Raw genomic sequence first — 25,379 nt, 5'->3', positions numbered from 1 at the left:
GATGGAAGGGCGCCGACATCGCCCATTCGAAGGAAACTCTCATGCTTCAATCCTGGTCGAAGACCGCACCCGAACTGGTCGACGTCGCCATGGGCCGCATGCCGGCCGATCTCGTGATCCGCAACGGCAAGTGGGTCAACGTCTATTCCGGCGAGATCATTCCCGGCACCGATATCGCCGTCAAAGCCGGCCGCTTTGCCTATGTCGGCCCGGACGCCGGCCACACGATCGGCGCTGAAACCAAGGTCGTCGACGCCGCCGGCCGCTACCTCGTGCCTGGCCTTTGCGACGCCCACATGCATGTCGAAAGCGGCCTCGTCACCGTCACCGAATTTGCCCGTGCGGTCATCCCGCACGGCACGACCACCATGTTCATCGATCCGCACGAGATCGCCAACGTGCTCGGGCTCGACGGCGTCCGGTTGATGAACGACGAAGCCCAGAGCCTGCCGATCAACGTGCTTGTCCAGATGCCGAGCTGCGTGCCGAGCGCGCCGGGGCTGGAGACCGCCGGCGCCGAGCTTTCCGCCCAGGATGTCGCCGAGGCACTCGCCTGGCCGAACATCATCGGGCTTGGCGAAATGATGAATTTCCCGGGCGTTGCCGGTAACGATCCGAAGATGATGGCCGAGATCGCCGCCACCCAGGATGCACGCCTCACCGTCGGCGGGCATTATGCCTCGCCGCATCTCGGCCGCGAGTTCCATGCCTATGCCGCCGGCGGACCGGCCGACGACCACGAAGGCACGACCGTGGAGGACGCCATCGCCCGCGTTCGCCAGGGCATGCGCGCCATGCTGCGGCTGGGTTCGGCCTGGTATGACGTTGCGGCCCAGATCAAGGCCGTTACCGAATCCGGTCTCGATCCGCGCAATTTCCTGCTGTGCACCGACGACAGCCATTCCGGCACGCTCGTCCATGACGGACACATGAACCGGGTCGTGCGCCACGCGATCGCTCAAGGGCTGAAGCCGGTGACCGCCATCCAGATGGCGACGCTCAACACCGCCCAGCATTTTGGCCTGGAGCGCGAGCTCGGATCGATTGCGCCGGGCCGGCGAGCCGACCTGATCGTCACCTCGGATCTCGCGGCGCTACCGATCGAGATGGTGTTTGCCCGCGGCGAACTCATGGCCGAAAGCGGCACGCTCGTGCGCGATATTCCGGCTTACGTCTATCCGGAAAGTGCGCGCAACACCGTCCACCTCGGCCGGATGCTCGCCGCCGCGGATTTTGATATTGCGTCCAACGCACGCGCATCACGCGCCCGCGTTCAGGTCATCGGCGTCGTCGAAAACCAGGCGCCGACGCGTGCGCTCGAGGCCGAGGTCGCGATCGATAACGGCCTGGTGCAGATGGACCGCGTCAACGACATTTGCCAGATCGCGCTGGTTGAACGCCACCGCGGCACCGGCGACGTCGTCAACGCCTTCGTTTCCGGCTTCGGCTATGACAGCGACTGCGCGATCGCCAGCACGGTCGCCCATGACAGCCATCACATGATCGTCGTCGGTACGAACAAGTCGGATATGGCCAAGGCGGCCAACCGGCTGCACGAGGTCGGCGGCGGCATCGTCGTGATCAAGGAAGGCCGCGAGCTGGCGCTCGTCGAGCTGCCTGTCGCGGGCCTGATGTCCGATCAGCGGGCAGAGATCGTCGCCGAGAAGGCGGCCGCCATCGTCGAGGCGATGCGCGCCTGCGGCTGCCGCTTGAACAACGCCTACATGCAGCACTCGCTGCTGGCGCTGGTCGTCATTCCGGAACTCAGGATATCCGACATGGGCCTGATCGACGTCAGGACCTTCCAGAAGACCGACGTGATCTTGAGCACGCGTTGATCCCTCTTTGGAATCGGCCGCCGATACCGGCAGCCGACCTTTGGCCGCCAAACTGTGCTTTCGATCCCGTCGCGGGCGGCGAACAGTTATCCAATCCACCAGTTTCTTCGTTTATGGTTAACCCGTGTCTGCAGGAGACCCTTCCATCCGCTTGCCCGTCAAAATCAGCGGTTCGTCGATCCCAGGCAGGAAGCCCTTGCGCCGCAAAGCTCGGTTCACACGGCTGTCCTGCAATGGGATTGCTGCATGAACCAGCCTTCGGCGCTCTCTCGAAGTGGCACCAAATTGCATGCAATGATGGTAAATGATAAAAGAAGGGGCTTATATACAACCGGGCAGGGCGATGGTGCCGCGCCAGGCCCGCCATGTTCCGAAGCGAGGTTTCCACAGGCAAGATTCAGCGTGCGGCAAGGGCATTGACCCGGATACGTCGCGCGATAGCTTTGGAGAAGGACGACCCACGCCGCGTGCCGTGCGTGGCGGTGTCCGCGGGAGGCGCGACCGCTTGCTATCCCCGGACGAGTTCGGAACAGAAAGGGAAAGGCAAGTATGCCGGACACTGATGCAACCTTGTCTGCTTCAGCTTCAGTGCAAGATCCCGTAGCGGCCAACGCCGATGAAATCCTTTCGTTCTATGACGAGGCTTTCCATCTGACGAGCGCTTCGCCAGCGCTCCAAGAGACCTACGAAGTCGGTGCGCTGGTCGATGCGACCCTGTGGCACCTCTATCCGGCGCTGCTTGCGCCCGCCTCGAAGGCGACGGTCGAGTCGGTGATCGCAAACGGCGTGCCCAGAAGCGTCGAAGTCATCGACGCCACTACCAAGTCACGGCGCACGCTTCTGGTCTTCCGCGCCGTGCGCGGCATCGGCGTGCTCGAAACGAGCGGCCGTGCGACGCGCCGAGAGGTCGGCAGCCAAGGCGAAAGCGAACGGGCGCTGCTGTTGCATCAGGCGACGCACGACGTGCTGACGGGCCTGCCCAATCGCCGGCAATTCAGCGACGATCTGCAAAGCATCCTGCCGACGCCGGGCGAAAAGCTGGCGCTGATGCAAATCGACCTCGACGACTTCAAGCCCGTCAACGATACGCTCGGCCACGGCGCCGGCGACGCCGTGCTCAAAATGGCGGCGGAGCGGATTCGCGGTGCGCTTCGCGATGGCGAGGTTGCCTACCGTCTGGCCGGCGACGAGTTTGCCGTCATCCAGCGCCACAGCGACCAGCCGACCGACGCCGAATATCTCGCCGAAGCCTTGATCCAGGCGTTTAATGAGCCGTTTACGATCGACGGCATCACAGTCTTCGTCGGCGCCAGCATCGGCATCGCCATCGCACCGAACGATGGCAATGAGATCGAGCAATTGATGAAGGCGGCGGACATCGCGCTCTACGCGGCGAAGAAGGACGGCAGGGGCCGGGCCAAGACCTTCAGCCGCTCGATGCTGATCGTGCTGGAACAGCGAGAGATGCTACGCCGAAGCCTGCGCACGGCGCTGCAGGACAATCAGTTTTCCATCGAGTATCAACCGCTCGTCGAACCACCGTTTTCGATCGTCGGCTTTGAAGCCCTGGTGCGCTGGCACCATCCGCTGGTGGGCGTCATTCCCCCCAACGTCTTCATACCGATGGCGGAAGCCGACGGGCTGATGAACGAGATTGGTCAATGGGTGCTGGAGGAGGCCTGCCGGCAGGCAGCCACCTGGCCGTCGCACTTCACCGTCGCCGTCAACCTCTCCCCGGCTGAATTCCTGCGAGAGGGCCTGACCGACCGGATCGCCCAGGCGCTCGACATGGCCGGCCTCAGGGCTGACCGGCTCGAGTTGGAGGTCACGGAAACGGTCCTGCTCGAGCGCACGACCAACAATCTGGACACGTTGAATACCCTGAACGTGCTGGGCATCCAGATTTCGCTCGACGATTTCGGCACCTTCTACTCGTCGCTCAGCTACCTCAAGAACTTCCCCTTCGATACGATCAAGATCGACCGCTACTTCATCAAGGACCTCGAGAGCGACGAGAAAAGCCAGACGATCGTTCGATCGATCATCGGGCTTGCGCACGGCCTCGGCATGCGGGTGACCGCCGAAGGCGTGGAAACGGTCGGTCAGGCGGTCTGGTTGCGAAAAGAGGGATGCGACCGGCTGCAGGGCTATTTCCTGGGCATGCCCATGCCGGCAGACGCGATCGGCGCCTACCTTCGCCGCTCGTCGGCGATGGCCACGCTCTAGTCGCATCCATGCGTTGCGCGACGAGAAGCGCGGCGCATAGCCTGGGTTGTTTACGTGCAAAATCCGGGGGTTGCGTGGTTACAAATCATTATGGAAAGTGCCTTATGGCCGTGAGAGTTTCGGGTGGGGAGGACATTGCTGCATGGGTGCAAGTGTCAATAAGACCACGGAGACGGCTTTCGAGCCCTTGCTTCAGTTCGACATGGAGATGGAGATATTCCTCTCGGATTGGCAGCACTGCGACCATGTTTCCAGCTACCTCGCCCGCATGATCAGCCACAACAGAACCGATCCCGTGCGGCATTCGAACTTCTTCTCTTCCGCTCTGAACGAGCTTCTGGAGGTCTCGTTTCGCGGCGGCACCACGGACGGAAAGATCGGCCTGTCGATCTACCGCCAGGGCGACACGGAGCGGGTTCAACTGAGCTTCCCATGCCCGCCGGGTCAGGCGCGTTTCTACCGCGAGGCCGTATCCAAAACCCGTGAGGGCGATGCCCAGGCCCGCTATCTCGACGCCATTTCCAACGATCTCGCTCCTAGCCGGGAATCGGTGCTTCTGGATCTCGCCGTCAACTATGACGCTCACCTCCGGCTTGACGAAAGTGCTGCCCCGGCCATCACCTTGATCGTCGACCTGCCTCTTGAAGGAATGGTGAGTTGATCACCGCGGGCCTCACTCAGCGCTTCAAGGTCGCCTTCGATCCGAACAGCCAGATCTTCTCGCTCGCCGGGACGATTCGGCCGCGATCGATCGATGAGATCGCCGAGAGCATTCATGCGCTGCGGGAAGCGATCGATGCGGTGCGCGGCGTTCTCTATATCGACGTGAAGCGCCTCATCCAGATGAACAACACGGCCTTCCAGGCCTTCATCCGGGTCGCGCTCGATGCCTGCCGCGAGCGGTCGGACCTGCGTCTGATCATCATCACCTCGAGCGTCGTCGGCTGGACGACCAGGATGTTCGCACATCTGAGTACGATCGAGCCGCAGATCTCCGTCGAGGTCTACGATTCGATGTTCTACCCCGGCCAGAGCTTCGTCGAAGATACGAGCTTTATTCCCATCCTCCGCGCGCAGACGAAAATGACCTGGCGCCACGAGCGCACTATCCTGCCGCGCCACGGCATGCGGCCCGGCATCGCCATGGCCGACATCTGCTGCGGTATCGGCGATTTCGCCGTACTCGCACAGAAGGAGTTTCAGCCGGCCCGGATCGTGGCCCTCGATCATTCGCGTGCGAGCCTTGCCTATGCGCGCAACGTGGCCGCCGATTTCGGCGTCACCGGCATCGAATACACCTTCGGCGACGCTTCGGAGATGCTGCTCGAGGACAACCAGTTCGACTTCGTGACCTGCCGGCACTCGCTGCAGATCTTCAATCAGCCCGAGCTGCTTCTCAAGGAGCTCTATCGGATCGTGAAGCCGGGCGGCCGCGTCTACATCACCAACGAGAAGAATTCGCATTGCCTCGGCGAGCCACGGGCGCAAAGCATCCAATGGACCTACAATGAGCTCGCGAGGCTTTTGAGCCATTTCGAGATGGATGTGGAGCTCGGGCCGAAGAGCCGGCGCTATCTCGCCGACGCGGGCTTCGACGACATCCTCGTCGAATCGTTCATGGTCACCAATCTCGACGGCGACCCGCAGGATTTCGCCGACATCATCGCCGGCTGGGAGAAGATGTTTGCGGCGATGGCGACGAAACACGGCGAAACACCCGAATTCATCGACCGTTTTCGCCAGGGCTTCCGCGATCACATTTTCGCGGCACTGCATCCGAAGGGCTATGCAGGCTGGCCGATCTGGGCAGCATCCGGACGCAAACCACTATGACCGAAAGCGATGTCCAACGCCCCCGGTTCGGTTTGAGATCCTTTCGTGCCAAGTTCGTGCTCGTCGTCGGCAGCGCCGTGCTCTTCGACCTTCTGGTGACAGGCGGCCTGGCTCTTTGGAACGTTCAGAGGCTTTCGCGGGATGCCGCGGCCGAAGTCGGGCAAGGCCTGGAAAAGGCCAACCAGGATTACATGCTCACCTACGCGGAATCGACGGCCGCGCGGGTCGATCTTCTGCTCGGCCAGGTTCACGCCGACGTCGCCACGCTCGCGGGCGTGCTCCAGGCGCAGATCGACCGCCCCGTGCGCAGGTCCGATGTCGGAGAGGCATTGGCGCGGAACGCACCGGAATCCGTTACAGTGGCTTACGACACCAAAGGTGGGTGGGCGCAGAACCTTCCGGGTCCGCTCTCGAGCGTCAGCGTTTGGAGCTATCTCCTTGGCCCCGACCACCGGCCGCTACCCGAGGTGCAGACCGATATCGAGAACAGCGCCGTTCTCGACCTGGTTGCTCCCGCCCTGCTTGCGCACGGCCGATCCAAACTGCAGATGTACTACGTCGGACCAAAGGAACGGCCGATCTTGCGGATGGCGCCCTATGCCGATCAGGCGCAGACGTTCGACCGTCTCTACCCCGGTCACAACGAGGCCAACTTCTGGAACTTCTTCTTCCCCGGCCTCTACGAGTCCTGGGAGGAGTGGGCGAAGGATCCAGGCCTCAGGCCCGTTGCAGTAGATACCACGCAAACGGCACCCTATACGGATGCCGCCTCGGGGAAACTGATCGTCAGTTTCTTCCAGCCGCTCTGGACGCGCGACCGCAAGGGTGTCGCCGGAGCAGCCGGAACCGATATCACGCTCGACCAGCTGGCCGAGGTTGTCGAAAGTGTCAAAGTCGGTGATAGCGGGTTCGGTTTCCTCGCCATGTCCGACGGCAACGTGCTTGCCATCAACGGTGTAGGAGAAAAGATCATCGGCCTGCAACGGTCGAGCGAGACCGGCAGCCAGGGTGTCACGGGCCTTAATCGTTCGCTGCACCAGAGTGTGCAGCCGGCGATTGCGCAACTGCCGCTCAGCGCCGACGGCGCGATACAGCGCGTGCTGCTCGACGAGGCCGGCGAGAAGGTGCCCTATCTCATCCTCTTGAAGCAGCTCGAGCCGGCGAATTTCTGGGTATCCGGCCCCGTTCGCCGCGAGACCATGTCGCTCGGCATCGTCGTGCCCGAGCGCGAGATCTACGCCTCGTTGTTTGCGGCGCAGGCCGGGATCTCCGAGGCGACAAACCGGATCCTGATCTATCAGATCCTCGCCTTGCTCGCCTCGCTGCTGTTCGTCACCACCGCGGTGTTCGGCATCTCCAAGCGCGTTACCCGCGGCATCAGCGCGCTTGCCGGCGCGGCCACGAGGATCGAGGCCAAGGACTATTCGGTCCGGGTTCCCATTTCCACGCGCGACGAGGTCGGCGAAGCCGGTATCGCCTTCAACCGCATGGCAGAGGAAATCAGCTACCACACGGAGAACCTCGAAAACCTGGTGACCGAGCGCACCAAGCAGCTCGAAGAGGCCAACCATCAGATTTCGACGCTGAATACGCAATTGCGCAGCGAGAACCTGCGCCTCGGCGCCGAACTCGCGGTCGCCCGGCAGATCCAGATGATGGTGCTGCCGAAGGCCGGCGAACTCGCTGAAATTTCCAATCTCGAGATCGCAGCCTATATGCGGCCTGCCGACGAGGTGGGCGGCGACTACTATGACGTGCTACGCGACGGCGGGCGGCTGAAGATCGGTATCGGCGACGTAACCGGCCACGGCCTCGAAAGCGGCGTGCTGATGCTGATGGTGCAATCGGTGGCGCGCGCCTTGCAGGAGGCCGGCGACATGGATCCCCGACAGTTCCTCAATCGCCTCAACCGCGCGATCTACAAGAACATCGTGCGGACCAATACCGACAAGCATCTTTCGCTGGCTTTCCTTGATTATGACGGAACCCATCTGACGCTGTCGGGGCAGCACGAGGAACTGATCGTGGTGCGCAAGGGAGCCGAAGTCGAGCGGATCGACACGCTCGACCTCGGCCTGCCCATCGGCCTCGAATCCGACATCTCGCCCTTCCTCGCCACTCGCGAGATTTCCTTCGGGCACGGCGACATGATCGTGTTGCACACGGATGGGGTGACCGAGGCGGTGAACGCCAAGGGCGAAATGTTCGGCATCGAGCGGCTGTGCGCGAGTGCAGGCAGATTTTACGGGCAGAGCGCCGAAGAGGTCAAATCGGGTATCATCGAGGACCTGATGGCCCATATCGGCAAGCAGAAGATATATGACGACATCACGGTCGTCGTCATGAGACACAGGTGATCAGATGACCACGCTCTACGGACTGGCGGACCTGACGATCGGCGCCCACCAGAGAATGACGCGGCTGCGCCTTTATGATGGGCCGCTCGACCTGAGCTGGAAGCATTGCGCCATGGCTTCGGATTTCGTGGCCGAGCTCGCGGCGCTGCGCTACCGAGCCTCGCGCAATGTCTACCGCGAGGTCCGGCACAATATCGGCTATCTGACCAACGAACTGGTCGAGAATGCGGTGAAGTTCCGTGCTTCGGGCGCCGTTGTCGTGGAAGCCGCTCTCGAAGCGAACAGCTTCCGCACGAAAGTGTCCAACGTCATCGACAACGAGGCGGCTGTCCGCTTCCAGCATCTGCTTTCGGAGATCGCCGAAGGCGACCCTGGAGACCTGCTCATCGAGCGTATCGAGGCTAATGCAACGGGGCTCGGCAAGAGCGGTTCGGGGCTTGGTCTTTTGACGCTGATGAGCGATTATGGTGTTCGTTTCGCTTGGGTTTTTGGCGCCCAGGGAGACGATGGCGAAACCTCGCTGGAGACCTATGCGTCCATCGCGGTCCCAGACCTCTCGAACTGATGAGCCGGTGAACATGGAAAACAAGGACGAAGAAGAGTATCGCGTTTGGTCCGAAGGCAACGATATCCATTTCGAAGGCACCATGCGGCTGCCGGGGACGGAAGCCTATGCCCCGATCTTCTCGACCGTCATGGGCGTGCTCGAAGCCGAGCCTGAGCACATCACGATCGATCTCACCGAATTGCAGTTTCTGAATTCGTCTGGGATCAACCTGCTCGCCAAGCTGACGATCGAGGCGCGCAACCGGCCAAACGTGCAATTGACGGTGCGCGGAACCGCAGAGATTCCGTGGCAATCGAAATCCCTGCCGAACCTCAAGAAACTGCATCCCGGCCTCGACCTCAGGCTCAACTGAGGCCGGCTGTTCGGCCGAACTGCGGCCCGCGCAAAGCGATTGTGTCAGGCCAGCGCTCCCTTGCCGGCGCGCTGGCTGATGCCAGTCCATACAAAGCGGATTTCAGCGGCGCTAGAGTCCGTAGTTGTTCCAAACAATACGACCACCTGATCCGATCCTTTTGCTCCGGCCCGATTACGGAATCCTCAACGCTCATACGGATCGGTCCGCCCCAGTCTCCTGCATCGGTACTCTCGCCTTGCGGTTTCGCCGCTTGGGCTTCTCTTTTGGCGTCATCAGCCTGGTTCCTGCAGTTCTACGTAAGAGCCTGTATCCGACGTCGGGAATGGAAGGCAGAATCTGTGCTCGCAGGACAACCCGACGATCCATCCTTCACGCCCCGATCAGCACATCCCCTCGCAGCATCCGAGCAGGATCCTCTTCTGTCCCAGATCGATAGACCAGCCGTTCACGTCCTTTCCTGAAGGAGCCGGATCGTCAGGTGCTGAAGCAGGATGACCGTTTTAGCGTCGCGTATCTCACCACGGTTGATCATTTGCATCGCGTCGGGCAACGCGATTTCCAGCACGTCTATGTCCTCTCCCTCGTCAGCAGCACCGCCGCCAGTTCCCACTCTGTGTTTCTCGGCATATTCGCCGCAGAAAAATGCCAGATATTCCGTGACCGATCCGGGGCTCATGTAGATGTCGAAAAGATGCGTCAACTTGGAGACGTCATACCCGGTTTCTTCAATCAGTTCCGCACGCATTCGCGTTGCCGGCTCGGCCCCTTCCAGCAGTCCTGCCGGGGTTTCGATCAGGGACTCCAGACCGCCGTTCAAAAAAACCGGCAAACGAAACTGACGGGTCAGCAGAACACAGCCACTTCGGGGATTGTACAACAGGCATGTCGCCCCGTTGCCACGATCGTAAGCTTCTCGTGTCTGCCGCTGCCAACCTCCATCTCTAAGCCGAAGTTCAAACTCGTACTTGGTCAGCCGTCCCCAATCATCCGCCAACACACGCTCCGCGATCGGCCGGAAAACACTCTCGTTCATCAAATCATCACTCTCTTGTTTGCCGCCTCAAAGACCGTGCAATCGGTCTCGTGCAGTCTGCCTAAGATAGGTAAGAAGCCTCTGCTCGCTGAGCTTGAACTAGGCTTTGGCAATAATCTTGCCGTTTTCAACTTCATGGATACAAACGACATCCACCTCGCCCTTCCCTTCCGGGAAAGTTCGCGTAACCGTTTCGTGGTCGATGACGACATTGCCGACCACAATGCGTGTCAGCAGAGCTCCGTATAGATCGGGCTCTTTGAAGCGCTCGATATGTCGCTCTCGAATTTCCGCAGCACTGCCTGTTAGAAGCGTGGAGTGAAATGCGCAGTCGTGGCAATCATCAGCCCACCAAGGCACGAATGCGTCGATGTCTCGGGCGTTGTAAGCCTCGAGCTGTCTTTGGACAGGAAGCTATTTTCGGCCCCAACGATAGTACTCAATAAAACACCTCTTCTCTCCCTTTTCAAAGGCCGTGTAGCGCGCCTTCGAGATGCGTCCGCGTTTTGCCGCCTACCCAAATCCGGCCGACATCATCGCGGTTCACATGAATGCGGCCATGGCGCCCAAGACGGGTCCCCTGGGCGGCGACATAGTCCTCCTCAACCACACCTGCTGCGAATAGCCACTGTGCAATCGAGGCATTAAGGCTTCCGGTGACGGGATCTTCGATGATGGTACCTAGATGGTCGCTGAAGAAGGCGCGAACCTCGAAAGCGGCATCGCCACCTTCTGAATGAGGGCCGACCACGCCAACGTCGATCCGACCGGGCCAGTTCCGGAGCGGATTGAGCGAAAGAACTTTCTCCGCCGACGGCAATCTGATCCCCAGCCATCCAGGGCCATTATCGATCCAGGCTGCATCAAGGATATCGCGAGCTTCGATTCCCAGCAGTCTCCGGGCCTCATCCAATTCACCCTGTTTCGGCGCGCCGGAGCGGAGCAGCGAAGGAAAGCCGCCGGTGATCGCGTCGGATCGTGACCAGCCCGGCGCCGCATTCCTGGACGATGTCCATGTCGTTCTTCGGTATGCCGTTGGTAGAGAGCCAGACATGGCAGCTTCCAAGCGTCGGGTGCCCGGCAAAAGGCATCTCCCTGTCCAGCGTGAATATCCTGACCCGGTAGTCTGCATCTGGATGCGTGGGGGACAAGACAAAGGCGGTCTCTGAGAGATTGAACCACCGCGTCAACTGCTGCATCTCATCGGTCGTCCAAGCGTCGGCGCCGATGACCACCGCCAGCGGGTTACCAGAAATCGGCCCAGCGCCAAACACATCCACCATATGGACGGCAAGGGTCATGATCATGCTCTTTCAATTTGGATCAATTCATCGGGGCATCGAGAGGCTCGACCATCAGGTCTGCGACGCGAGCAGTTTAAGTCCCGCAACTGCAAACACCGCTGAAAGCACACCTTCAATCCAGCGCCGCAATCTGGCGTACAGGGCAATCATCGAGGCGGTCGAAAAGACGATGGCGTAGCCGCCAAACACCAGGACACCCAGGATGGCGCAACCACCGACGATCACTGGCAGGGTGCCTGCCGGCGCATCCTCACGGAAGCCCAGCGACATGATCGCCATCCAGGCCATGATGGCCTTGGGGTTTCCGATATGCATAAGAATGCCCTGCCGGTAGAGCGACCGATGGCGAGGCGTCGTTCGCCCTGCATCCATCTTCATAAAATCGGAAGTCGGCTTCAGAGACGACTTGCCCGCACGAAACGCCAGATAGAGCAGATAGACACCGCCAATGATCTTGATGACGAAAAGCGCCTCGGCGTAGGCGGCCAGCACCGCGGAAATGCCCGTCGCCGCCAGCACCGCCCAGAAGAGTGAGCCCGTGATGACGCCCGCCGCCAGGACCAGGGCGGGAAGACGGCCGTCGCGCATCGCCGTCCCCATGATCGCCATGTTGCTCGGCCCTGGACTGGCGGTGGCGACGAGATAGGTGCCGTAGACGAGTGCTATCTGACTGCCGATCATTCGGAATTCTCCAAGAAACAGGCTCCTCCAGCGCTATTGCTGGAGGTCTCCGCGGTGAACGATGTGGACCTTGTTCCCCTCGGGATCGCGCAGATAGGCACCGAAGTAGCCGTCGCCGTAGCGGGGACGTAACGCAGGCGCGCCTTCGTCCATCCCGCCATTCGCGAGACCAGCAGCATAAGCCGTATTCACAGCGTCCTCCGACGGGGCCAGAAAGGCGACCATGCTGCCGTTTCCGACCGTGGCTGGCTGGCCATCGTAGGGGATATAGACATAAAAACGCGGCAGTGGCGCTTGAACAGTCACCCAGCAAAGCGCCGGAGGCCCCCCATCGGAGGTAACGACGCGGCGTTTCAGGCCGAGCGGAGCGAGCACGGCGTCGTAGAAACGAGCGGCCCGCTCAAGATCGCGCGCCCCGACGGTAACATGGCTAAACATCCGGCTCTCCATGCGCCCGTGATCGCAGTCAGGCGCCTCCTGCAAAAGTGTGATTTTGTTCAGCGTCGTCATAGCGTATGTTACACTTGCTGTTTATATGAATAGTGTCATGTGACACTTTTATCGGGGTGGTGAACATGCTCCTTCAATCGCCGTGGGTGCCACGCCTCGCCGACATAGAGGCGAACGCCGCCGAGCGGCTGGTCCTCGCTCTTGCCGACGACATCATTGAAGGGCGGCTGACGGGAGGGGACCGCCTGCCCGCACATCGTGATCTTGCGTGGAAACTGGGGATTGGCCTTGGCACGGTGACGAAAGCCTATGCCGCCCTTGAACGGCGAGGCCTGACGCGCAGCGTCAAGGGCCGTGGAACCTTCGTGGCGATCCGCCACGCACGCAAGGATCGGCAGATCGACCTCTCCTCCAATGCCCCGCCCGCATCGCTCAACGCTCGCCTTCTGGCGCGGACATTGACGGCGGTTGCCCGCAAGATCGATGCGGATCATCTCAATCTCTACGCCCCGCCCGCCGGACATCTGGAGCACCGGCGTGTTCTGGCCCGTTGGCTCGAGACACTAGGCCTCATGGTCGAGCCATCGCATCTGGTGTTGACGAGCTGCGCCCGCCAGGCGCTGGCATTGGCCTTCGACCTCGCCTGCGGTTCGCAGGGACTGCTTCTGACCGAGCGGATCACCTATCCCGGCGCGATCGCACTGGCCCGGCGCAAGGGGTATCGGATGCAAGGCGTCAGAATCGACGCTGAAGGGATGGTGCCAGAGGCACTGGCAGACGCGCTCGACGGCGCACCCGCCGGCAGCAAGGCGGTTTACGTCACGCCGACGCTTCATAATCCGACCACCGCCACGATGGGTGGGGAGCGAAGACAGTCCATCGCGGAAATTTGCCGTCGGGCGGGCGCATGGATCATCGAGGACGGCGTCTACACGCCGGCTGAGCCAACTTTGCTTCCACTGACGGCATTGGCACCCGAGATCGCCTTTCATGTGAACGGGCTGTCCAAATCACTCGGCCCCGGGTTGCAGATAGGCGTGCTCGCGCTACCGGCTGGATTCAACCAAGCAGCGGAAGGCGCCTTGCAAGACATGCCTTTAGCCCCGTCGCCTCTCGCCTGTGCAGTGGTCGAGGAATGGCTGATCACGGGCGTCATCCCTTCGATCCAGCAGGATCTGCGCCATGAGGCGCGGCGTCGATCCAGCCTGGCTGTCGCTCTACTGGGCAGGGCCGAACTTGTCTCGGATCCCGGCGCTTATAACGCCTGGTTGCCGATGCCGCGCGACGCGGCCAACCGTTTCGCATCCGCCGCTTCCGTGGCCGGTATCAAATTGACCCCACCGGAAGCCATGATGGTGGACCGGGAAGATCGGGCGAGCGGGGTTCGGCTTTGCCTCGGCGGCGCATCGTTCGAAGATCTGACCGAGGCACTGACACTTCTGGCGACATGGCTGAAAAGCGACGACGAGTTCAGGGAAACCAGCCTGTGAATGTGGCGTTTCCGGTGATCCGCTGCCGACAGATCACGTGCCGTCACGCCAATTGATCGCTGAATGATCTTCAACGCAGACGAATTCTGACCCAGATGAGGGACGGCCTCGGCTGCGGTTCCACGCTGATTGACTCGCGCACCAATCCGACTTATCGATCAAATCATCTGATGACTTGATGAGCAGATGATGCAACCGATCAGTCGTACCAATCTTGCCGAGAGCGCGGCCGAAAGCCTGCGAGCGGAAATCCTCAGCGGCCGCTGGGCGGTCGGGGAGCGTATTCCCAACGAAACGGTGCTCACCGAGCTGCTCGCCGTCAGCCGCGGCACCGTGCGTGAAGCCGTTCGGGTCCTGATCTCGAAGGGCCTGCTCGACGCCCGCCAGGGCTCCGGCACCTATGTTCGTTCGACGGTCGACGCCTCCGGCGCTCTCGACCGGGTCAAGCGCACGGGACTGCGCGATCAATGGGAAGCGCGCGCGGCACTCGACGTCGAGGCCGCCCGCCTGGCGGCACTGCGCCATACGCCTGAAGATCTCGAGCGCCTGTTCAAGCTGCTTCGGGCGCGCGGCACGGTGGCCGACGGTGGACGCGAAGCTTTCAGCCAACGCGACATCGCCTTCCACCGATCGATCGTCGAGGCATCGGGCAATCGCGCCATCATCGAACTCTACGATTTCTTCACCTCCGCCATCCTCGAGACGATCCACTCGACGCTCAATGGCTACCTGCCGGAACCGGATGACCGGGCGCATGCCGCGATCGTCGAGGCCATCGCGACCGGCAATCCGGACGAGGCCGCAGCCTCCATCCGGGCGTTCATGGCTCCCGTCCTCGCTGAACTTGATCGGCTTCTTACCCAATGAACCAGACTTTCCTTACCCCCCGCGAGGCTGGCGCCGCCGAGCGCTTGGACCTCGAAGACCAGCTCATCGATGCCGAGGCCGACAGCCTGCCGGCGCCGCAACCGCCGGTCTTGAACCGTGGCGCCCGGATCCTTCTTGGCATGAGCCTCGTCCTGATAGCCTTCAACCTGCGGCCGCTGTTTTCCAGCCTCTCCGTGCTTCTGCCGGAGGTCATGCAGGCGACCGGCCTCTCCACCGCCGGCGCCAGCATGCTCACCACCCTGCCGGTGCTCTGCCTCGGCATCTTCGCGCCGCTTGCGCCCAAACTCGCGCAACGCTTCGGCGCCGAGCGCACGCTGCTTGGCGTGCTGCTGCTGCTGACGCTCGGCACGGGCCTGCGCGGCATCCAGTCCGTGCCGCTGCTGTTCCTGGCAACCTTTGCCGCCGGTGCGGCGATCGCGATCGGCAACGTCCTCCTTCCCGGTCTCGTCAAGCGTGACTTTGCCGACCGGGCCGCGATGATGACGGGTCTCTACACGATGGCGCTGTGCGCGGGGGCGGCCAGCGCCGCCGGTCTCACTTTGTCGATCGAGCATCATATCGCCGGCTCCTGGTCCGGCGCGCTCGCCGCCTGGGCAGTGCCAGCCCTGATCGTGCTGATGATCTGGGCGCCGCAGGCGCTGCGCGGCAAGGCGCAGGCCCGCCACAGCGGCTTCCGCGTCGTCGGCCTCTGGCGCGACCGGCTCGCCTGGCAGGTCACCCTTTTCATGGGACTGCAATCGGCCCTCGCCTATTGCGTCTTCGGCTGGATGGCGCCGATCCTTCGCGAGCGCGGTCTCGATGCCGCTACCGCCGGCGCGGTCGTCTCGGCCTCGATCATGATGCAGGTCGTCACCTGCCTGCTCGTCCCCTCCTTCGCCGTCAGGCGTCGGGACCAGCGTGCCGTCTGCGTGGCGCTCGTGGGCGCGGCCGTTATTGCACTCATCGGCATCCTCTTTGCGCCGCTATCGACGGTGCTCGTCTGGGCCGTGCTGCAGGGTATCGGACAGGGCGGCCTGATCGCCGCGGCAATGACCCTCATCGTGCTCCGCTCGCCCGATTCCCATGTCGCCGCCCATCTCTCCGGCATGGCCCAAGGCGTCGGCTACGTGCTTGCCGCCATCGGCCCGTTGCTCGTCGGTTTCATCCGCGGCTGGACCGGCAGCTTCGCAGCCAGTTCCGTTCTCTTCATCGCCCTCGGCGCCGGCGTGGCGATCATGGGGCTTGGCGCAGGCCGGGCGCTCCATGTCGGCGCCCGGACGGTCCGGATCGACGATCGTTAAAGCAGGCCAGACCCCTCGCAGAGACATCAATCGGAACGGGCTCCATTTCTCAGGTGGAGCCCTTTCGATCTCCCATCACGCCGCCACGGCAACCGCCTGCTGATAGCGCGGTGCAGGCCTGAACGTCAGCGCGATCAGGAACGCCCCGAGGCCGATACCCCAGGAACCGACATAGAGCCAGGTGTAGCTTGCCAGCGCATCGTAGATCATGCCGCCGGCAATCGGTCCCGTCGCCATGCCCAAGCTGCCGGCCATGGCCGTCCCACCAATGACGGTCCCCATCATCCGCAAGGGGAAATTCTCGCGGGCAAGAACGGCGTAAAGCGGCATGACGCCGGCATAGATGAAGCCGAACAGGGCCGCGACGGCATAGAACGAGCCAAGCCCCGCCGCAAAGACATAGGCCAGCGCCCCGAAGGCCTGGGCGAGCAATCCGAGAACCAGGACGCGCTTTGCCCCGAAGCGGTCGCCGAGCAAGCCGAACACCACGCGCCCGCCCATGCCGGCCAGCCCCTCGACACTGTAGATTGACACGGCCGCCATCACGGGAATGCCGCAGGTGATGGCATAGCTCACCGTATGGAAGATCGGTCCCGAATGGGTGGCGCAGCAGAAGAAGTTCGTCAGCAGCAGGATGATGAAGAGCGGCGATTTCAGCACCTGGCTCGTCGTCATCGACGAATGTGCCTCGTCCTGCGGAGATACCGCGGCAGCGCCCGCTGCGAGTGCCGGCGCCTGGCGAACGAGAAGCGACACCGGGATCATCACGACGGCCACGACGACCGCGATGATCTGCAGTGCGGTTCTCCAGTCGTAGCCTGAAACCAGCCAGGCCGCGAAGGGCGACATCGTCATCGGCGCCATACCCATGCCGGCCGAAACAAGGGAGACCGCGAGGCTCCGGTGCGTGTCGAACCAGCCGGTGACGCAGGCCATCATCGGCGCGAAAATCGCCGCCGCTGCCGTTCCGACGACGACCCCGAAGACGATCTGGAAGACAATAAGGGACGTCGCCCAGCTTGCTGCCATCAGACTGACGGCCAGCAGCACCGAGCCGATGAACACGATCGGCCGCGCGCCCCAGCGATCGGAGAGGCTGCCCCAGGCAATGCTGGCGAAGGCCATCGCCAGGAAGCCGATGGTCATGGCACTGGAGACCCCGGTGACAGACCAGCCGGTATCACGCGAGATCGGCAGCAGGAAAACCGGAAGCGAAAACATGGCGCCGATCGCCAAGCAGCCAAGCAGGCCGCCAGCGGCCACGATAACCCAACGATAATGCGAATTGGTCATTGCAAATCTCCCTGACGGCGCCCCAGTGTCGGCAGCGCCGATAACGTGCAAACTGATCGCGCAGCAGGTTGGAAGTGCAGAGCACCTCCTCTTGCTCGTTGCTTTAAGACGCGGCCGCCAACCGAAATCCGACACCGTATTTTGCAGAATTTTATAAGTATTGCAGGTTCGCTGGACGTCTTTCTAGCCACGCCAGCAACCGGTCCGGATTCAGGCCACTTGATTGTGCCGTAAAGGTCCTCTCTGTTGTCCCGTGCCGTTCGAGCAATAGATAGAGGCCGGAGCACAAGTTGGGGGAGTGACAAGTGTGACGGGATTTCCATGGATTCGCTGATCACCGCGGCAGGCCGGGCGCTGGCGGCCGGAGACCTGCTCGGTGCGTTGAAGCGGGTCGCCTTGCGCGACGACCCTCCAGCCATGGCGCTTCGCGGTATCGCGATGGCTCAGCTCGGAGAGCTCGGCCGCGCCAAGGCCCTTTTGAAAGCCGCTGCGCGCGGCTTCGGCCCGAAGGAGGCCGTGGCCCGTGCGCGATGCGTCGTCGCCGAGGCGGAAATCGCCATCGTCTCGCGCGATCTCTCCTGGCCGATGAAGGCGCTCGACGCCGCCCGTGCGACGCTCGAAGGCCATGGCGACCACCTCAATGCCGCACACGCTCGCAATCTCGGCGCCCGGCGCCTGTTGCTTCTCGGCCGTCTCGACGAGGCCGAACACATGCTTGCCGGCGTCGATCCGGGCCGGCTGACACCGCCAGCAAAGGCCACACACGAACTCGTGGTTGCCGGCATCGCCGTTCGCCGATTGCAGACGGCCGCTGCGGCCAGTGCCTTCGCCCGGGCAACCGAAGCTGCGCGAGCAAGCGGCATGCCGGCTCTGGGCGCGGAAGTCGAAGCCGCGGCCCTTGTCCTGAAGACACCTGCGGCCCGGCTTCTGTCCAGGGGAGACGAGCGCCGGTTGCAGCTCGCCGATGTCGAAGTCCTGCTCAATTCCGGCGTGCTGGTGGTCGACGCGTGCCGAAACATCATCCGGCGCGAAGCCTCCGCCGTTTCACTTGCGACGCGGCCGGTGCTGTTCGCGCTGGCGCGCGCACTTGGAGAGGCGTGGCCGGCCGATGTCTCGCGGCGCGCCTTGCTCGCCCGTGCGTTCGGCGCGAAACATGTCGACGAATCTCACCGGGCAAGGTTGAGGGTCGAGATCGGCCGGCTGCGCGAAGAACTCCGCGCCTTCGCGGACGTCATCGCGACCCAGGACGGCTTCCGGCTGGTTCCGCACGGCGAGCGCACGGTCGTCGTGCTCGCGCCACCAATCGATGAACGCCATGCGGCGGTGCTGGCGCTGCTCGGCGACGGCGAGGCGTGGGCAAGTTCCGCTCTCGCCATCGCGCTCGACGCCAGCCCGCGCACCGTGCAACGGGCCCTCGACGAGCTTTCCTCGGAGGGAAAGGTGCTGCCGGTCGGTCGCGGGCGGGCGCGCCGCTGGGTGATCCCGCCGGTGCCGACATTCCCGACAGTCTTGTTACTCCCCGGCCCACTGCCAAGCGATTAGGATTGAAACCATGAAACGATCCGAAGCCGAAATCCTCCGCGAATATGGCCCCTTCCCCGGCGCTGACCACGTCCATGGCGTCACTTTCGACGGCCGGAACATCTGGTTTGCCTCCGGCGACAAGATCAATGCGCTCGATCCGGAAAGCGGCAGCACCGTTCGCTCGATCGACGTCGCGGCGCATGCCGGTACGGCCTTCGACGGCAAGCACCTGTTCCAGATCGCCGAGGACCGCATCCAGAAGATCGATCCTGATAGCGGTCGCGTGCTGGCGACGATCCCGGCACCAGGCGGCGGCGGCGATTCCGGCCTTGCCTGGGCCGAAGGGACGCTTTGGGTGGGGCAGCATCGGGGCCGAAAGATCCATCAGATCGATCCCGAGACCGGCGCAATCCTGCGCACCATCGAGTCCAAGCGCGTCGTGACCGGCGTCACCTGGATCGATGGGGACCTCTGGCACGGCACCTGGGAAGGCGACGACAGCGACTTGAGGCGCATCGACCCTGAAACGGGGTCGGTGCTCGAGCGGATCGTGATGCCATCGGGCACCGGTGTCTCGGGGCTGGAGTCCGACGGCGGCGATCGCTTCTTCTGCGGCGGCGGTGGAAGCGGAACGATCCGGGCCGTTCGCCGGCCGAAGCGATCCCGCTGATCCTCCAGCAGTCTCAACGGTCCGACAGAGCCTGGGCAGGGCTGCGCCTTGCGCGGAGCTTCGCTGTCAGCGCCAGCATCGCAAGCACGGCGCCGAGCAGGCCGACGCCCGGCCAGGCGCCATAGCTCCAGGCGGCGAAGGACAGGGCGGAACCGGCCGCTCCTCCGAGAAACATGCTGGTCATGAAGACCGTGTTGATACGGCTGCGCGCCGCGGGCTCCAGCGCATAGATGATGTGCTGGTTGGCGATCAAGGCGACCTGGATGCCGACATCGAGCACGATGACGCCGACCACCAGTCCGGCGACCGAGGTCCACGTTCCGAGCAGAACCCAGGCGGCGAGCGTCAAGACGGCGCCGAACCAGACGACGGACCGCGCGCCTCTTCGATCTGCCATCCCGCCGGCGAGTGGTGCCGCAAAGACGCCGACCGCGCCGACAATGCCGAACAGACCGGCAGAATCCGCGCCGAGATTGAAACGCGGCGTCGCAAGATAGAGGGCAAGCACGGTCCAGAACGCCGTGAAGGATGCGAAGAGCGCCGCCTGCACCATCGAGGCGAGGCGCAGCTCGGGTTCGCGCCGCCAAAGCGTGGCAAGCGAACCGAGCGCCTCGCGATAGGGCAAGCGCGATACCGGGCGCAGATCCGGCAAGGCCCGGATCATCAGCAACGAACCTGCGAGAGCAAGTGGGACACTCGCCCAGAACATCTCGCGCCAGCCAGCATGGGCGCCGACAAAGCCGGAAACCGTGCGGCTAAGCAGGATACCGGTCAGCACCCCGGCCATGACTGTCCCGATCGCCGCCCCGCGTTTGTCAGGCGTGGCAAGCATCGCAGCGAGCGGGACGATCTGCTGCGCGACGGTGGCGCTTGCTCCGAGTAGCACGGACGCGGCGATCAACCATGACGGCGACGGAGCCAAAGCAGCGGCTGACGCTGCTATCGCAACCGCCAGGAACTGGCCGACGATCAGTCGCCGCCGCCGCACGATGTCGCCAAGCGGCAACAGAAGCAGGAGGCCGAGCGCGTAACCGAGTTGCGTCGCTGTCGGAAGGAGGCCGACGGCCGCCTCACCGGGAAACTCAGCCTCGATGAGGCCCAGCAGCGGCTGATTGTAATAGATGTTTGCGACGGCGACGCCGCTGGCGACGGCCATGGCGTAGAGGCGGATTCGGCCGAGACCGGAATGCTCCGTTTCGTGGGTAACCATTTCACTTGCCCTTCTCGCTGGAGTGATGGGCTTGATCTATCTCTTTATCGAAATTCGCTGTAGTAGTGCGTTCGTTTGCACCAGTATATCGAAGTTCGATATAATGAATCTCGATGAGGTCCGCGTCTTCACCGCGGCGGCGCGCGGCGGCAGCCTCGCCGAAGCCGCGCGGCGGCTTGGCATCACGCCGATGATCGCGACCAGGCGGCTTGCCTCATTGGAGCAAGTGCTCGGTGTTCGGCTGATGCATCGCACGACCCGGTCACTGTCGCTGACGCCGGAGGGTGAGACCTTTCTGCCCTATGCCCAAGGCCTGCTCGAAACCGAACAGCAGGCGCGAACGCTGCTTCGTGGCGACGGGGTTGGGGCGAGCGGTCTCCTGCGTGTCTCGGCACCCGTTGCCTTCTCGATCAAGCTGATTGCTCCGCTGATACCTTCGCTGCTTGATGACCATCCGGAACTCAAGATCTCACTCGACATGAGCGACACCATGCCCGATCTCGTGGCATCGGGCATCGATCTGGCGATCCGCATCGCACGACTGAAGGACAGCAACCTGATAGCCCGCAAACTCGGCGAAAACCCGCGTTCTCTCGTCGCGGCTCCATCCTATCTCGAAAAGCACGGACGCCCGCGAACCGGCAGCGATCTCATTCACCATCAATGCCTGCCCTTGCACGGCGTCAGCCATTGGACCTTTCTAAGCGCCGGGGCCGAGACCCATGTCCGCTTGCAGAGCCGCTTCTCGTCGACGAGCATCGAGGGGTGTCATGCCGCCTGCCTGGCCGGTGCCGGCATCACACTGCTATCGGACTGGAACATTGCCGACGATCTCGACGCGGGCCGGCTGATGCGCATTCGCCTCGAAGACGCGGAGCCCGAGACATTGGCGATCTGGGCCGTCTACCCGACGACAAAGCTCGTCGCGCCCAAGGTACGGGTCTTCATCGACCGGTTGATGCGCGCGCTTGGTGAATCTGCGAAGCCACGCGCTTGAGCAACAAGGGCCCGCACCACGATCAAGGCGGTGCGGGCACTACAGCGCCGCGCGGCTTAGAAGACGCGCAAGGGTCGCTGTAGCACTTTGATTTGCTGCACGGTCCGCTGTGCCGAGACGCTGCGGAACATGCCAGCCTTTTACGCCTCGATGAAGGCGAGCAGGTCCGGATTGATGACATCGGCGTGGGTCGTCAGCATGCCGTGTGCATAGCCCTCGTAGACCTTGAGTGTGCCGTTTTTCAGGAGTTTGACCGCAAGCCGCGCACTGTCGTCGATCGGAACGATCTGGTCGTCGTCGCCGTGCATGACCAGCGTCGGCACGTCGATCGTCTTGAGGTCTTCGGTGAAGTCGGTTTCGGAGAAGGCCTTGATGCCCTCGTAATGTGCCTTGGCGCTGCCCATCATGCCCTGGCGCCACCAGTTCCGGATCACACCCTCGGACGGCTCGGCGCCAGGCCGGTTGAAGCCGTAGAAAGGGCCGCTCGGAACATCGAGGAAGAATTGAGCGCGGTTGGCGGCCAGTGCCGCCCGGAAGCCGTCGAACACCTCGATCGGCAGGCCGCCGGGATTATTTTCCGTCTTGACCATGATCGGTGGGACCGCACCGACGATGATCAGCTTGGCGACCCGGCCGCCACCATGGCGCGCCACATAGGCAACTGCTTCACCACCGCCTGTGGAGTGGCCGATATGAATGGCATCGCTCAGACCAAGCTTGGTCGTCAGCGCCGCAACGTCCCTGGCGTAGTGGGCAATATCGTGACCTTCGCTCACCTGTGTCGAGCGACCATGGCCGCGGCGGTCGTGGGCGATGACGCGATAGCCCTTGTTGACGAAATAGAGCATCTGCGCGTCCCAATCGTCTGCCGATAACGGCCAGCCGTGGTGAAAGACGATTGGCTGGCCCGAGCCCCAATCCTTGTAGAAGATATCGACACCGTCTTCAGTCCTGACGAAGCTCTCGGTCATGGGAATGGTTCCTTTGCTTGGGTTCGACTGCATCATTTTCAGGCACGTTCCGTGGCGCTGGCATCGCGCCATGGAACGCCACCGCTTCAACCGAGATGCGGCCGGTTGATCGCGAGAAGGTGGTGAACGACCGGCGCCGCCGGTCCCTTGTGAAAGCGACGAACGTCTTCCTGAACATCGGCATCGGCCTTGGACACGCGCTTGTGCTGGCGCAGATGCTCAGCCCAGGATTCGACCATGAACCACTCCACCATGCGGCCGGTGTCGGCGGCGTCCTCGGTCACGCCCCAGCCATAGGCGCCGTCGCGGCGGCGCTCATGCGACAGACGGGCAAGCGCCTTCAGGAATTCGGAACGATTCGCCTTGTCGACCGTGTACTCGATCAGCACGAGGACGGGGCCGCGGTCGTGCTCGACCGGCTCGCTGGTCAGGGGCTCCGGCCAATGGTTGGAGGGAACGAGATCCGCCTCTCCCTTCGGCAGTTTCATGGCGTGAAAGACGGCCCCGACGCAGAGAAGGCCGACAGCCGCCGCCCCCAGGGTGAAGGGCACCCCGATCGCCTCGGCGATCGCACCCCAGGCAAGGCTGCCACCGGTCATGGCGCCGTTGAAAACGGTAAGATAGACGGCGAGGGTGCGCCCTCGCACCCAGTTCGGAAGGATGGCTTGCGCGGTGCTGTTCAAAGTCGTCAGCGCCGTGATCCAGGCGGCGCCGCAAACGAGCAGCGCGACAACCGCCACCCATTGCGCCGGCGCGAAGGAGAGCACGCCCATCACCGCGGCCGTCAATACGGCCGAAAGCAGCAGCAGCCCGTCCGCATCCATCCGGGCGCGCAGGCGCGGCATCACCAGCGCGCCGCCGATTGCACCGGCACCGACAGCACCGAGCAGGATGCCGTAGAAGCTGGCGCCACCGCCGAGAAGCTGACGGGCGACCAGCGGCAGGAGCGCCCAAATCGCGCTCGAAAAGGCGAAGAACACGGCGGCACGCAGCAGGACCACGTGCAACTCGCGGCTGGCGCGGGCGTACCGCAACCCCGCCCGGAAGGCGCCGAAGAAGCGTTCTGCAAGAGCGTCGTCCTCCGCCACCCCGCGCCGCCACCACAGCAGCGCCGCGATCACGAAGGCATAGCTGATGACATCGACGCCATAGGTGACGGCGGCGCCGAACCAGGCGAGCAGCAGACCGCCGAGTGCCGGACCGATCGCGCGGGCGATGTTGATGCCGAGCGAGTTCAGCGCCACGGCGCCCTTGACGTCCTGCCTCGAGACGAGCTCGGGCACGATCGCCTGCCAGGTCGGGGCGACCAGTGCCGCGCCGATGCCGCCGACAAAGGTCAGCGCGATCAGCGAACTCACGGACTGCAACCCGGTCGCGGAGAGAAACAGCAGACAAAGGCTCGCCGATGCGAGCAGGAACTGCACCACGATCAGGAACTTGCGTCGATCGAGGATATCCGAGAGGACCCCCGCGGGAATGGCAAGCAGGAAGATCGGCAGCGTCGCCGCCGCCTGGACCATGGAAACGGCGGCCGGCGTCGCAGAAAGGTCCGTGACCAGCCAGGAGCTGGCGACATCACGGATGAAGCTGCCGGTATTGCCGATGATCGTCGCGACCCAGAGAACCGCGAAGACCTTCTGCCGGAGCGGTGCAAACGTGCCTGCGCCCTGTTTCGCTGCCGCCGTCATCGCCCTGCCCTCCTTGCGGACGCCCGTTGGCTGAGATCGTGGCAGGCGACGAGCAGGAAGGCCCCGGCGAGACCGATATGCTCGAAGAAACCGTTCGTCGCCATTGCCCGTTCCATGCCCGGCGGCAGCTCCCAGAAGCGAAACGCAAGGAAGGTGGCGGCCAGCGTGAACGCAGCAAGCGCACTGGCTGCCGCCCAGCGATAGAACCCTGTGAGAACAAGGGCCGACATCAGAAGCTCGAAGACGATCACGCCGACGGCAAAGAGCGGTGCCGGATGCAGACCGAAATGGTCCATCTCGGCAAGCGCGCCCGGAAAGTCGAAGATCTTTGTGAGCGGCCCCTGGATGTAAGCCGAGCAGAGCGCCAAGAGCCCGATGAATATGACGCGGCTGCCGGCAAGGCCCGGCCGAAGGCGAGCGACGAGATGGCTTTCAAGGGAGGAAAGACTGAGCATTTTGGTTCCTTGTCAGGCGGTCTTCGGCTTAACGGGGAGCCGGACCGCCCTCATCGCGTTTGCTATCATTCGAATTGGCGATCGGGGTCTGGGATACGCCCTGGTAGTAGGCCCCGTGCTTCGCCACTGGATGGTTCACCACGACCTTCGCCCAGGGGTGCCGGACGCCGGCCGTTGGCGAGGCTGAGGCCTGAAGAGGAGCAAGCGACGCGGTGATCAGGATTGAGACCGCTGCCATCGCCGCAGTCCCGACTATCGTTCTCATTTG

General features: G+C 63.1%; 22 protein-coding genes and 2 pseudogenes. 13 read left to right on the top strand and 11 right to left on the bottom strand.

Annotation, left to right across the window (positions count from 1 at the left end):
* Window positions 1–41 precede the first annotated feature (41 nt).
* From ade to ACQ5BM_RS27565, 7 genes are all read left to right on the top strand, one after another.
* Entirely contained in the window at window positions 42–1,838 is a 1,797-nt protein-coding gene (ade, locus tag ACQ5BM_RS27595) for an adenine deaminase (RefSeq protein WP_429818190.1), read from the top strand.
* 549 nt (window positions 1,839–2,387) lie between these two features.
* Window positions 2,388–4,064, top strand: a complete 1,677-nt coding sequence (locus ACQ5BM_RS27590; protein WP_429818189.1) for a putative bifunctional diguanylate cyclase/phosphodiesterase — start codon at window positions 2,388–2,390, stop codon at window positions 4,062–4,064.
* A gap of 142 nt (window positions 4,065–4,206) precedes the next feature.
* Window positions 4,207–4,725, top strand: a complete 519-nt coding sequence (locus ACQ5BM_RS27585; protein ID WP_429818187.1) for a ubiquinone biosynthesis methyltransferase UbiE — start codon at window positions 4,207–4,209, stop codon at window positions 4,723–4,725.
* Window positions 4,722–5,897, top strand: a complete 1,176-nt coding sequence (locus ACQ5BM_RS27580; RefSeq protein WP_429818185.1) for a methyltransferase domain-containing protein — start codon at window positions 4,722–4,724, stop codon at window positions 5,895–5,897. The genes ACQ5BM_RS27585 and ACQ5BM_RS27580 overlap by 4 nt, the downstream gene beginning before the upstream one ends.
* Window positions 5,894–8,254, top strand: coding sequence for a SpoIIE family protein phosphatase (locus ACQ5BM_RS27575; RefSeq protein ID WP_429818183.1), 2,361 nt, complete (start codon window positions 5,894–5,896; stop codon window positions 8,252–8,254). The genes ACQ5BM_RS27580 and ACQ5BM_RS27575 overlap by 4 nt, the downstream gene beginning before the upstream one ends.
* Before the next feature lie 4 nt (window positions 8,255–8,258).
* Window positions 8,259–8,819: a slr1658 superfamily regulator gene (locus ACQ5BM_RS27570; RefSeq protein ID WP_429818181.1), complete on the top strand. Its 561-nt coding sequence runs from the start codon at window positions 8,259–8,261 to the stop codon at window positions 8,817–8,819.
* A gap of 13 nt (window positions 8,820–8,832) precedes the next feature.
* A complete protein-coding gene (locus tag ACQ5BM_RS27565; RefSeq protein ID WP_173518853.1) occupies window positions 8,833–9,174 on the top strand; it encodes a slr1659 superfamily regulator in 342 nt (113 codons plus the stop codon).
* 448 nt (window positions 9,175–9,622) lie between these two features.
* Here ACQ5BM_RS27565 and ACQ5BM_RS27560 read toward each other — a convergent pair whose 3' ends face one another.
* The 5 genes and pseudogenes from ACQ5BM_RS27560 to ACQ5BM_RS27540 all read right to left on the bottom strand — a co-directional run bounded on the left by ACQ5BM_RS27560 (window position 9,623) and on the right by ACQ5BM_RS27540 (window position 12,633).
* Entirely contained in the window at window positions 9,623–10,210 is a 588-nt protein-coding gene (locus ACQ5BM_RS27560) for an NUDIX domain-containing protein (protein WP_429818179.1), read from the bottom strand.
* A 99-nt stretch (window positions 10,211–10,309) separates the two neighbouring features.
* A pseudogene (locus ACQ5BM_RS27555) lies at window positions 10,310–10,606 on the bottom strand (nuclear transport factor 2 family protein); the annotation flags it as partial.
* Window positions 10,607–10,676: 70 nt separating this feature from the next.
* Window positions 10,677–11,511, bottom strand: a pseudogene (locus ACQ5BM_RS27550) (PhzF family phenazine biosynthesis protein).
* A gap of 54 nt (window positions 11,512–11,565) precedes the next feature.
* Window positions 11,566–12,195, bottom strand: coding sequence for a LysE family translocator (locus ACQ5BM_RS27545; protein ID WP_429818177.1), 630 nt, complete (start codon window positions 12,193–12,195; stop codon window positions 11,566–11,568).
* 33 nt (window positions 12,196–12,228) lie between these two features.
* On the bottom strand, window positions 12,229–12,633 hold the full coding sequence (locus ACQ5BM_RS27540) for a VOC family protein (protein ID WP_429818353.1): 405 nt from the start codon (window positions 12,631–12,633) through the stop codon (window positions 12,229–12,231).
* Between the two features lie 131 nt (window positions 12,634–12,764).
* Here ACQ5BM_RS27540 and ACQ5BM_RS27535 point away from each other — a divergent pair, with 131 nt between their 5' ends.
* The 3 genes from ACQ5BM_RS27535 to ACQ5BM_RS27525 all read left to right on the top strand — a co-directional run bounded on the left by ACQ5BM_RS27535 (window position 12,765) and on the right by ACQ5BM_RS27525 (window position 16,303).
* Window positions 12,765–14,135, top strand: a complete 1,371-nt coding sequence (locus ACQ5BM_RS27535; protein WP_429818351.1) for a PLP-dependent aminotransferase family protein — start codon at window positions 12,765–12,767, stop codon at window positions 14,133–14,135.
* A gap of 189 nt (window positions 14,136–14,324) precedes the next feature.
* Window positions 14,325–15,002, top strand: a complete 678-nt coding sequence (locus ACQ5BM_RS27530) for a FadR/GntR family transcriptional regulator (protein WP_429818175.1) — start codon at window positions 14,325–14,327, stop codon at window positions 15,000–15,002.
* Window positions 14,999–16,303 carry a CynX/NimT family MFS transporter gene (locus ACQ5BM_RS27525; protein ID WP_429818172.1) on the top strand — a complete coding sequence of 435 codons (1,305 nt, stop codon included), beginning with the start codon at window positions 14,999–15,001 and terminating at the stop codon, window positions 16,301–16,303. Before ACQ5BM_RS27530 ends, ACQ5BM_RS27525 begins: the two co-directional genes overlap by 4 nt.
* Window positions 16,304–16,378: 75 nt before the next feature.
* Here ACQ5BM_RS27525 and ACQ5BM_RS27520 read toward each other — a convergent pair whose 3' ends face one another.
* The gene (locus tag ACQ5BM_RS27520) at window positions 16,379–17,596 is read right to left on the bottom strand and encodes an MFS transporter (protein ID WP_429818170.1); all 1,218 of its coding nucleotides are present in this window, start codon (window positions 17,594–17,596) and stop codon (window positions 16,379–16,381) included.
* A gap of 321 nt (window positions 17,597–17,917) precedes the next feature.
* Here ACQ5BM_RS27520 and ACQ5BM_RS27515 point away from each other — a divergent pair, with 321 nt between their 5' ends.
* Together ACQ5BM_RS27515 and ACQ5BM_RS27510 are read left to right on the top strand one after the other, a co-directional pair.
* Entirely contained in the window at window positions 17,918–19,138 is a 1,221-nt protein-coding gene (locus ACQ5BM_RS27515; RefSeq protein WP_429818168.1) for a helix-turn-helix domain-containing protein, read from the top strand.
* Window positions 19,139–19,148: 10 nt separating this feature from the next.
* A complete protein-coding gene (locus ACQ5BM_RS27510) occupies window positions 19,149–19,790 on the top strand; it encodes a DUF5074 domain-containing protein (RefSeq protein ID WP_429818166.1) in 642 nt (213 codons plus the stop codon).
* Window positions 19,791–19,803: 13 nt separating this feature from the next.
* Here the strand turns inward: ACQ5BM_RS27510 and ACQ5BM_RS27505 are convergent, their stop codons facing one another.
* Entirely contained in the window at window positions 19,804–21,000 is a 1,197-nt protein-coding gene (locus ACQ5BM_RS27505) for an MFS transporter (RefSeq protein ID WP_429818164.1), read from the bottom strand.
* Window positions 21,001–21,103: 103 nt separating this feature from the next.
* Here ACQ5BM_RS27505 and ACQ5BM_RS27500 point away from each other — a divergent pair, with 103 nt between their 5' ends.
* Window positions 21,104–21,997, top strand: a complete 894-nt coding sequence (locus ACQ5BM_RS27500; RefSeq protein ID WP_429818162.1) for a LysR family transcriptional regulator — start codon at window positions 21,104–21,106, stop codon at window positions 21,995–21,997.
* Between the two features lie 140 nt (window positions 21,998–22,137).
* Here ACQ5BM_RS27500 and ACQ5BM_RS27495 read toward each other — a convergent pair whose 3' ends face one another.
* The 4 genes from ACQ5BM_RS27495 to ACQ5BM_RS27480 form a co-directional block, all read right to left on the bottom strand.
* Window positions 22,138–22,968, bottom strand: a complete 831-nt coding sequence (locus tag ACQ5BM_RS27495) for an alpha/beta fold hydrolase (RefSeq protein ID WP_429818160.1) — start codon at window positions 22,966–22,968, stop codon at window positions 22,138–22,140.
* 86 nt (window positions 22,969–23,054) lie between these two features.
* A complete protein-coding gene (locus ACQ5BM_RS27490) occupies window positions 23,055–24,656 on the bottom strand; it encodes an MFS transporter (protein WP_429818158.1) in 1,602 nt (533 codons plus the stop codon).
* Window positions 24,653–25,111 (bottom strand): DoxX family protein, encoded by a 459-nt coding sequence (locus ACQ5BM_RS27485; RefSeq protein WP_429818156.1) that lies wholly within the window; start codon window positions 25,109–25,111, stop codon window positions 24,653–24,655. The genes ACQ5BM_RS27490 and ACQ5BM_RS27485 overlap by 4 nt, the downstream gene beginning before the upstream one ends.
* A 28-nt stretch (window positions 25,112–25,139) precedes the next feature.
* Entirely contained in the window at window positions 25,140–25,376 is a 237-nt protein-coding gene (locus tag ACQ5BM_RS27480; RefSeq protein ID WP_429818154.1) for a hypothetical protein, read from the bottom strand.
* Window positions 25,377–25,379 lie beyond the last annotated feature (3 nt).

The organism is Ensifer sp. B1-9 (assembly GCF_050474445.1).
GTDB lineage: Bacteria > Pseudomonadota > Alphaproteobacteria > Rhizobiales > Rhizobiaceae > Ensifer.
Note: the sequence above shows the minus strand (reverse complement) of the source record. Positions and strands in the feature narration are given on the sequence as shown.

Coding starts and splice junctions, on each gene's coding strand:
- ade (WP_429818190.1), top strand. CDS start 42: ATGCTTCAATCCTGGTCGAAGACCGCACCCGAACTGGTCGACGTCGCC.
- ACQ5BM_RS27590 (WP_429818189.1), top strand. CDS start 2,388: ATGCCGGACACTGATGCAACCTTGTCTGCTTCAGCTTCAGTGCAAGAT.
- ACQ5BM_RS27585 (WP_429818187.1), top strand. CDS start 4,207: ATGGGTGCAAGTGTCAATAAGACCACGGAGACGGCTTTCGAGCCCTTG.
- ACQ5BM_RS27575 (WP_429818183.1), top strand. CDS start 5,894: ATGACCGAAAGCGATGTCCAACGCCCCCGGTTCGGTTTGAGATCCTTT.
- ACQ5BM_RS27570 (WP_429818181.1), top strand. CDS start 8,259: ATGACCACGCTCTACGGACTGGCGGACCTGACGATCGGCGCCCACCAG.
- ACQ5BM_RS27565 (WP_173518853.1), top strand. CDS start 8,833: ATGGAAAACAAGGACGAAGAAGAGTATCGCGTTTGGTCCGAAGGCAAC.
- ACQ5BM_RS27560 (WP_429818179.1), bottom strand. CDS start 10,210: ATGAACGAGAGTGTTTTCCGGCCGATCGCGGAGCGTGTGTTGGCGGAT.
- ACQ5BM_RS27545 (WP_429818177.1), bottom strand. CDS start 12,195: ATGATCGGCAGTCAGATAGCACTCGTCTACGGCACCTATCTCGTCGCC.
- ACQ5BM_RS27540 (WP_429818353.1), bottom strand. CDS start 12,633: ATGTTTAGCCATGTTACCGTCGGGGCGCGCGATCTTGAGCGGGCCGCT.
- ACQ5BM_RS27530 (WP_429818175.1), top strand. CDS start 14,325: ATGCAACCGATCAGTCGTACCAATCTTGCCGAGAGCGCGGCCGAAAGC.
- ACQ5BM_RS27525 (WP_429818172.1), top strand. CDS start 14,999: ATGAACCAGACTTTCCTTACCCCCCGCGAGGCTGGCGCCGCCGAGCGC.
- ACQ5BM_RS27520 (WP_429818170.1), bottom strand. CDS start 17,596: ATGACCAATTCGCATTATCGTTGGGTTATCGTGGCCGCTGGCGGCCTG.
- ACQ5BM_RS27515 (WP_429818168.1), top strand. CDS start 17,918: ATGGATTCGCTGATCACCGCGGCAGGCCGGGCGCTGGCGGCCGGAGAC.
- ACQ5BM_RS27510 (WP_429818166.1), top strand. CDS start 19,149: ATGAAACGATCCGAAGCCGAAATCCTCCGCGAATATGGCCCCTTCCCC.
- ACQ5BM_RS27505 (WP_429818164.1), bottom strand. CDS start 21,000: ATGGTTACCCACGAAACGGAGCATTCCGGTCTCGGCCGAATCCGCCTC.
- ACQ5BM_RS27500 (WP_429818162.1), top strand. CDS start 21,104: ATGAATCTCGATGAGGTCCGCGTCTTCACCGCGGCGGCGCGCGGCGGC.
- ACQ5BM_RS27495 (WP_429818160.1), bottom strand. CDS start 22,968: ATGACCGAGAGCTTCGTCAGGACTGAAGACGGTGTCGATATCTTCTAC.
- ACQ5BM_RS27490 (WP_429818158.1), bottom strand. CDS start 24,656: ATGACGGCGGCAGCGAAACAGGGCGCAGGCACGTTTGCACCGCTCCGG.
- ACQ5BM_RS27485 (WP_429818156.1), bottom strand. CDS start 25,111: ATGCTCAGTCTTTCCTCCCTTGAAAGCCATCTCGTCGCTCGCCTTCGG.
- ACQ5BM_RS27480 (WP_429818154.1), bottom strand. CDS start 25,376: ATGAGAACGATAGTCGGGACTGCGGCGATGGCAGCGGTCTCAATCCTG.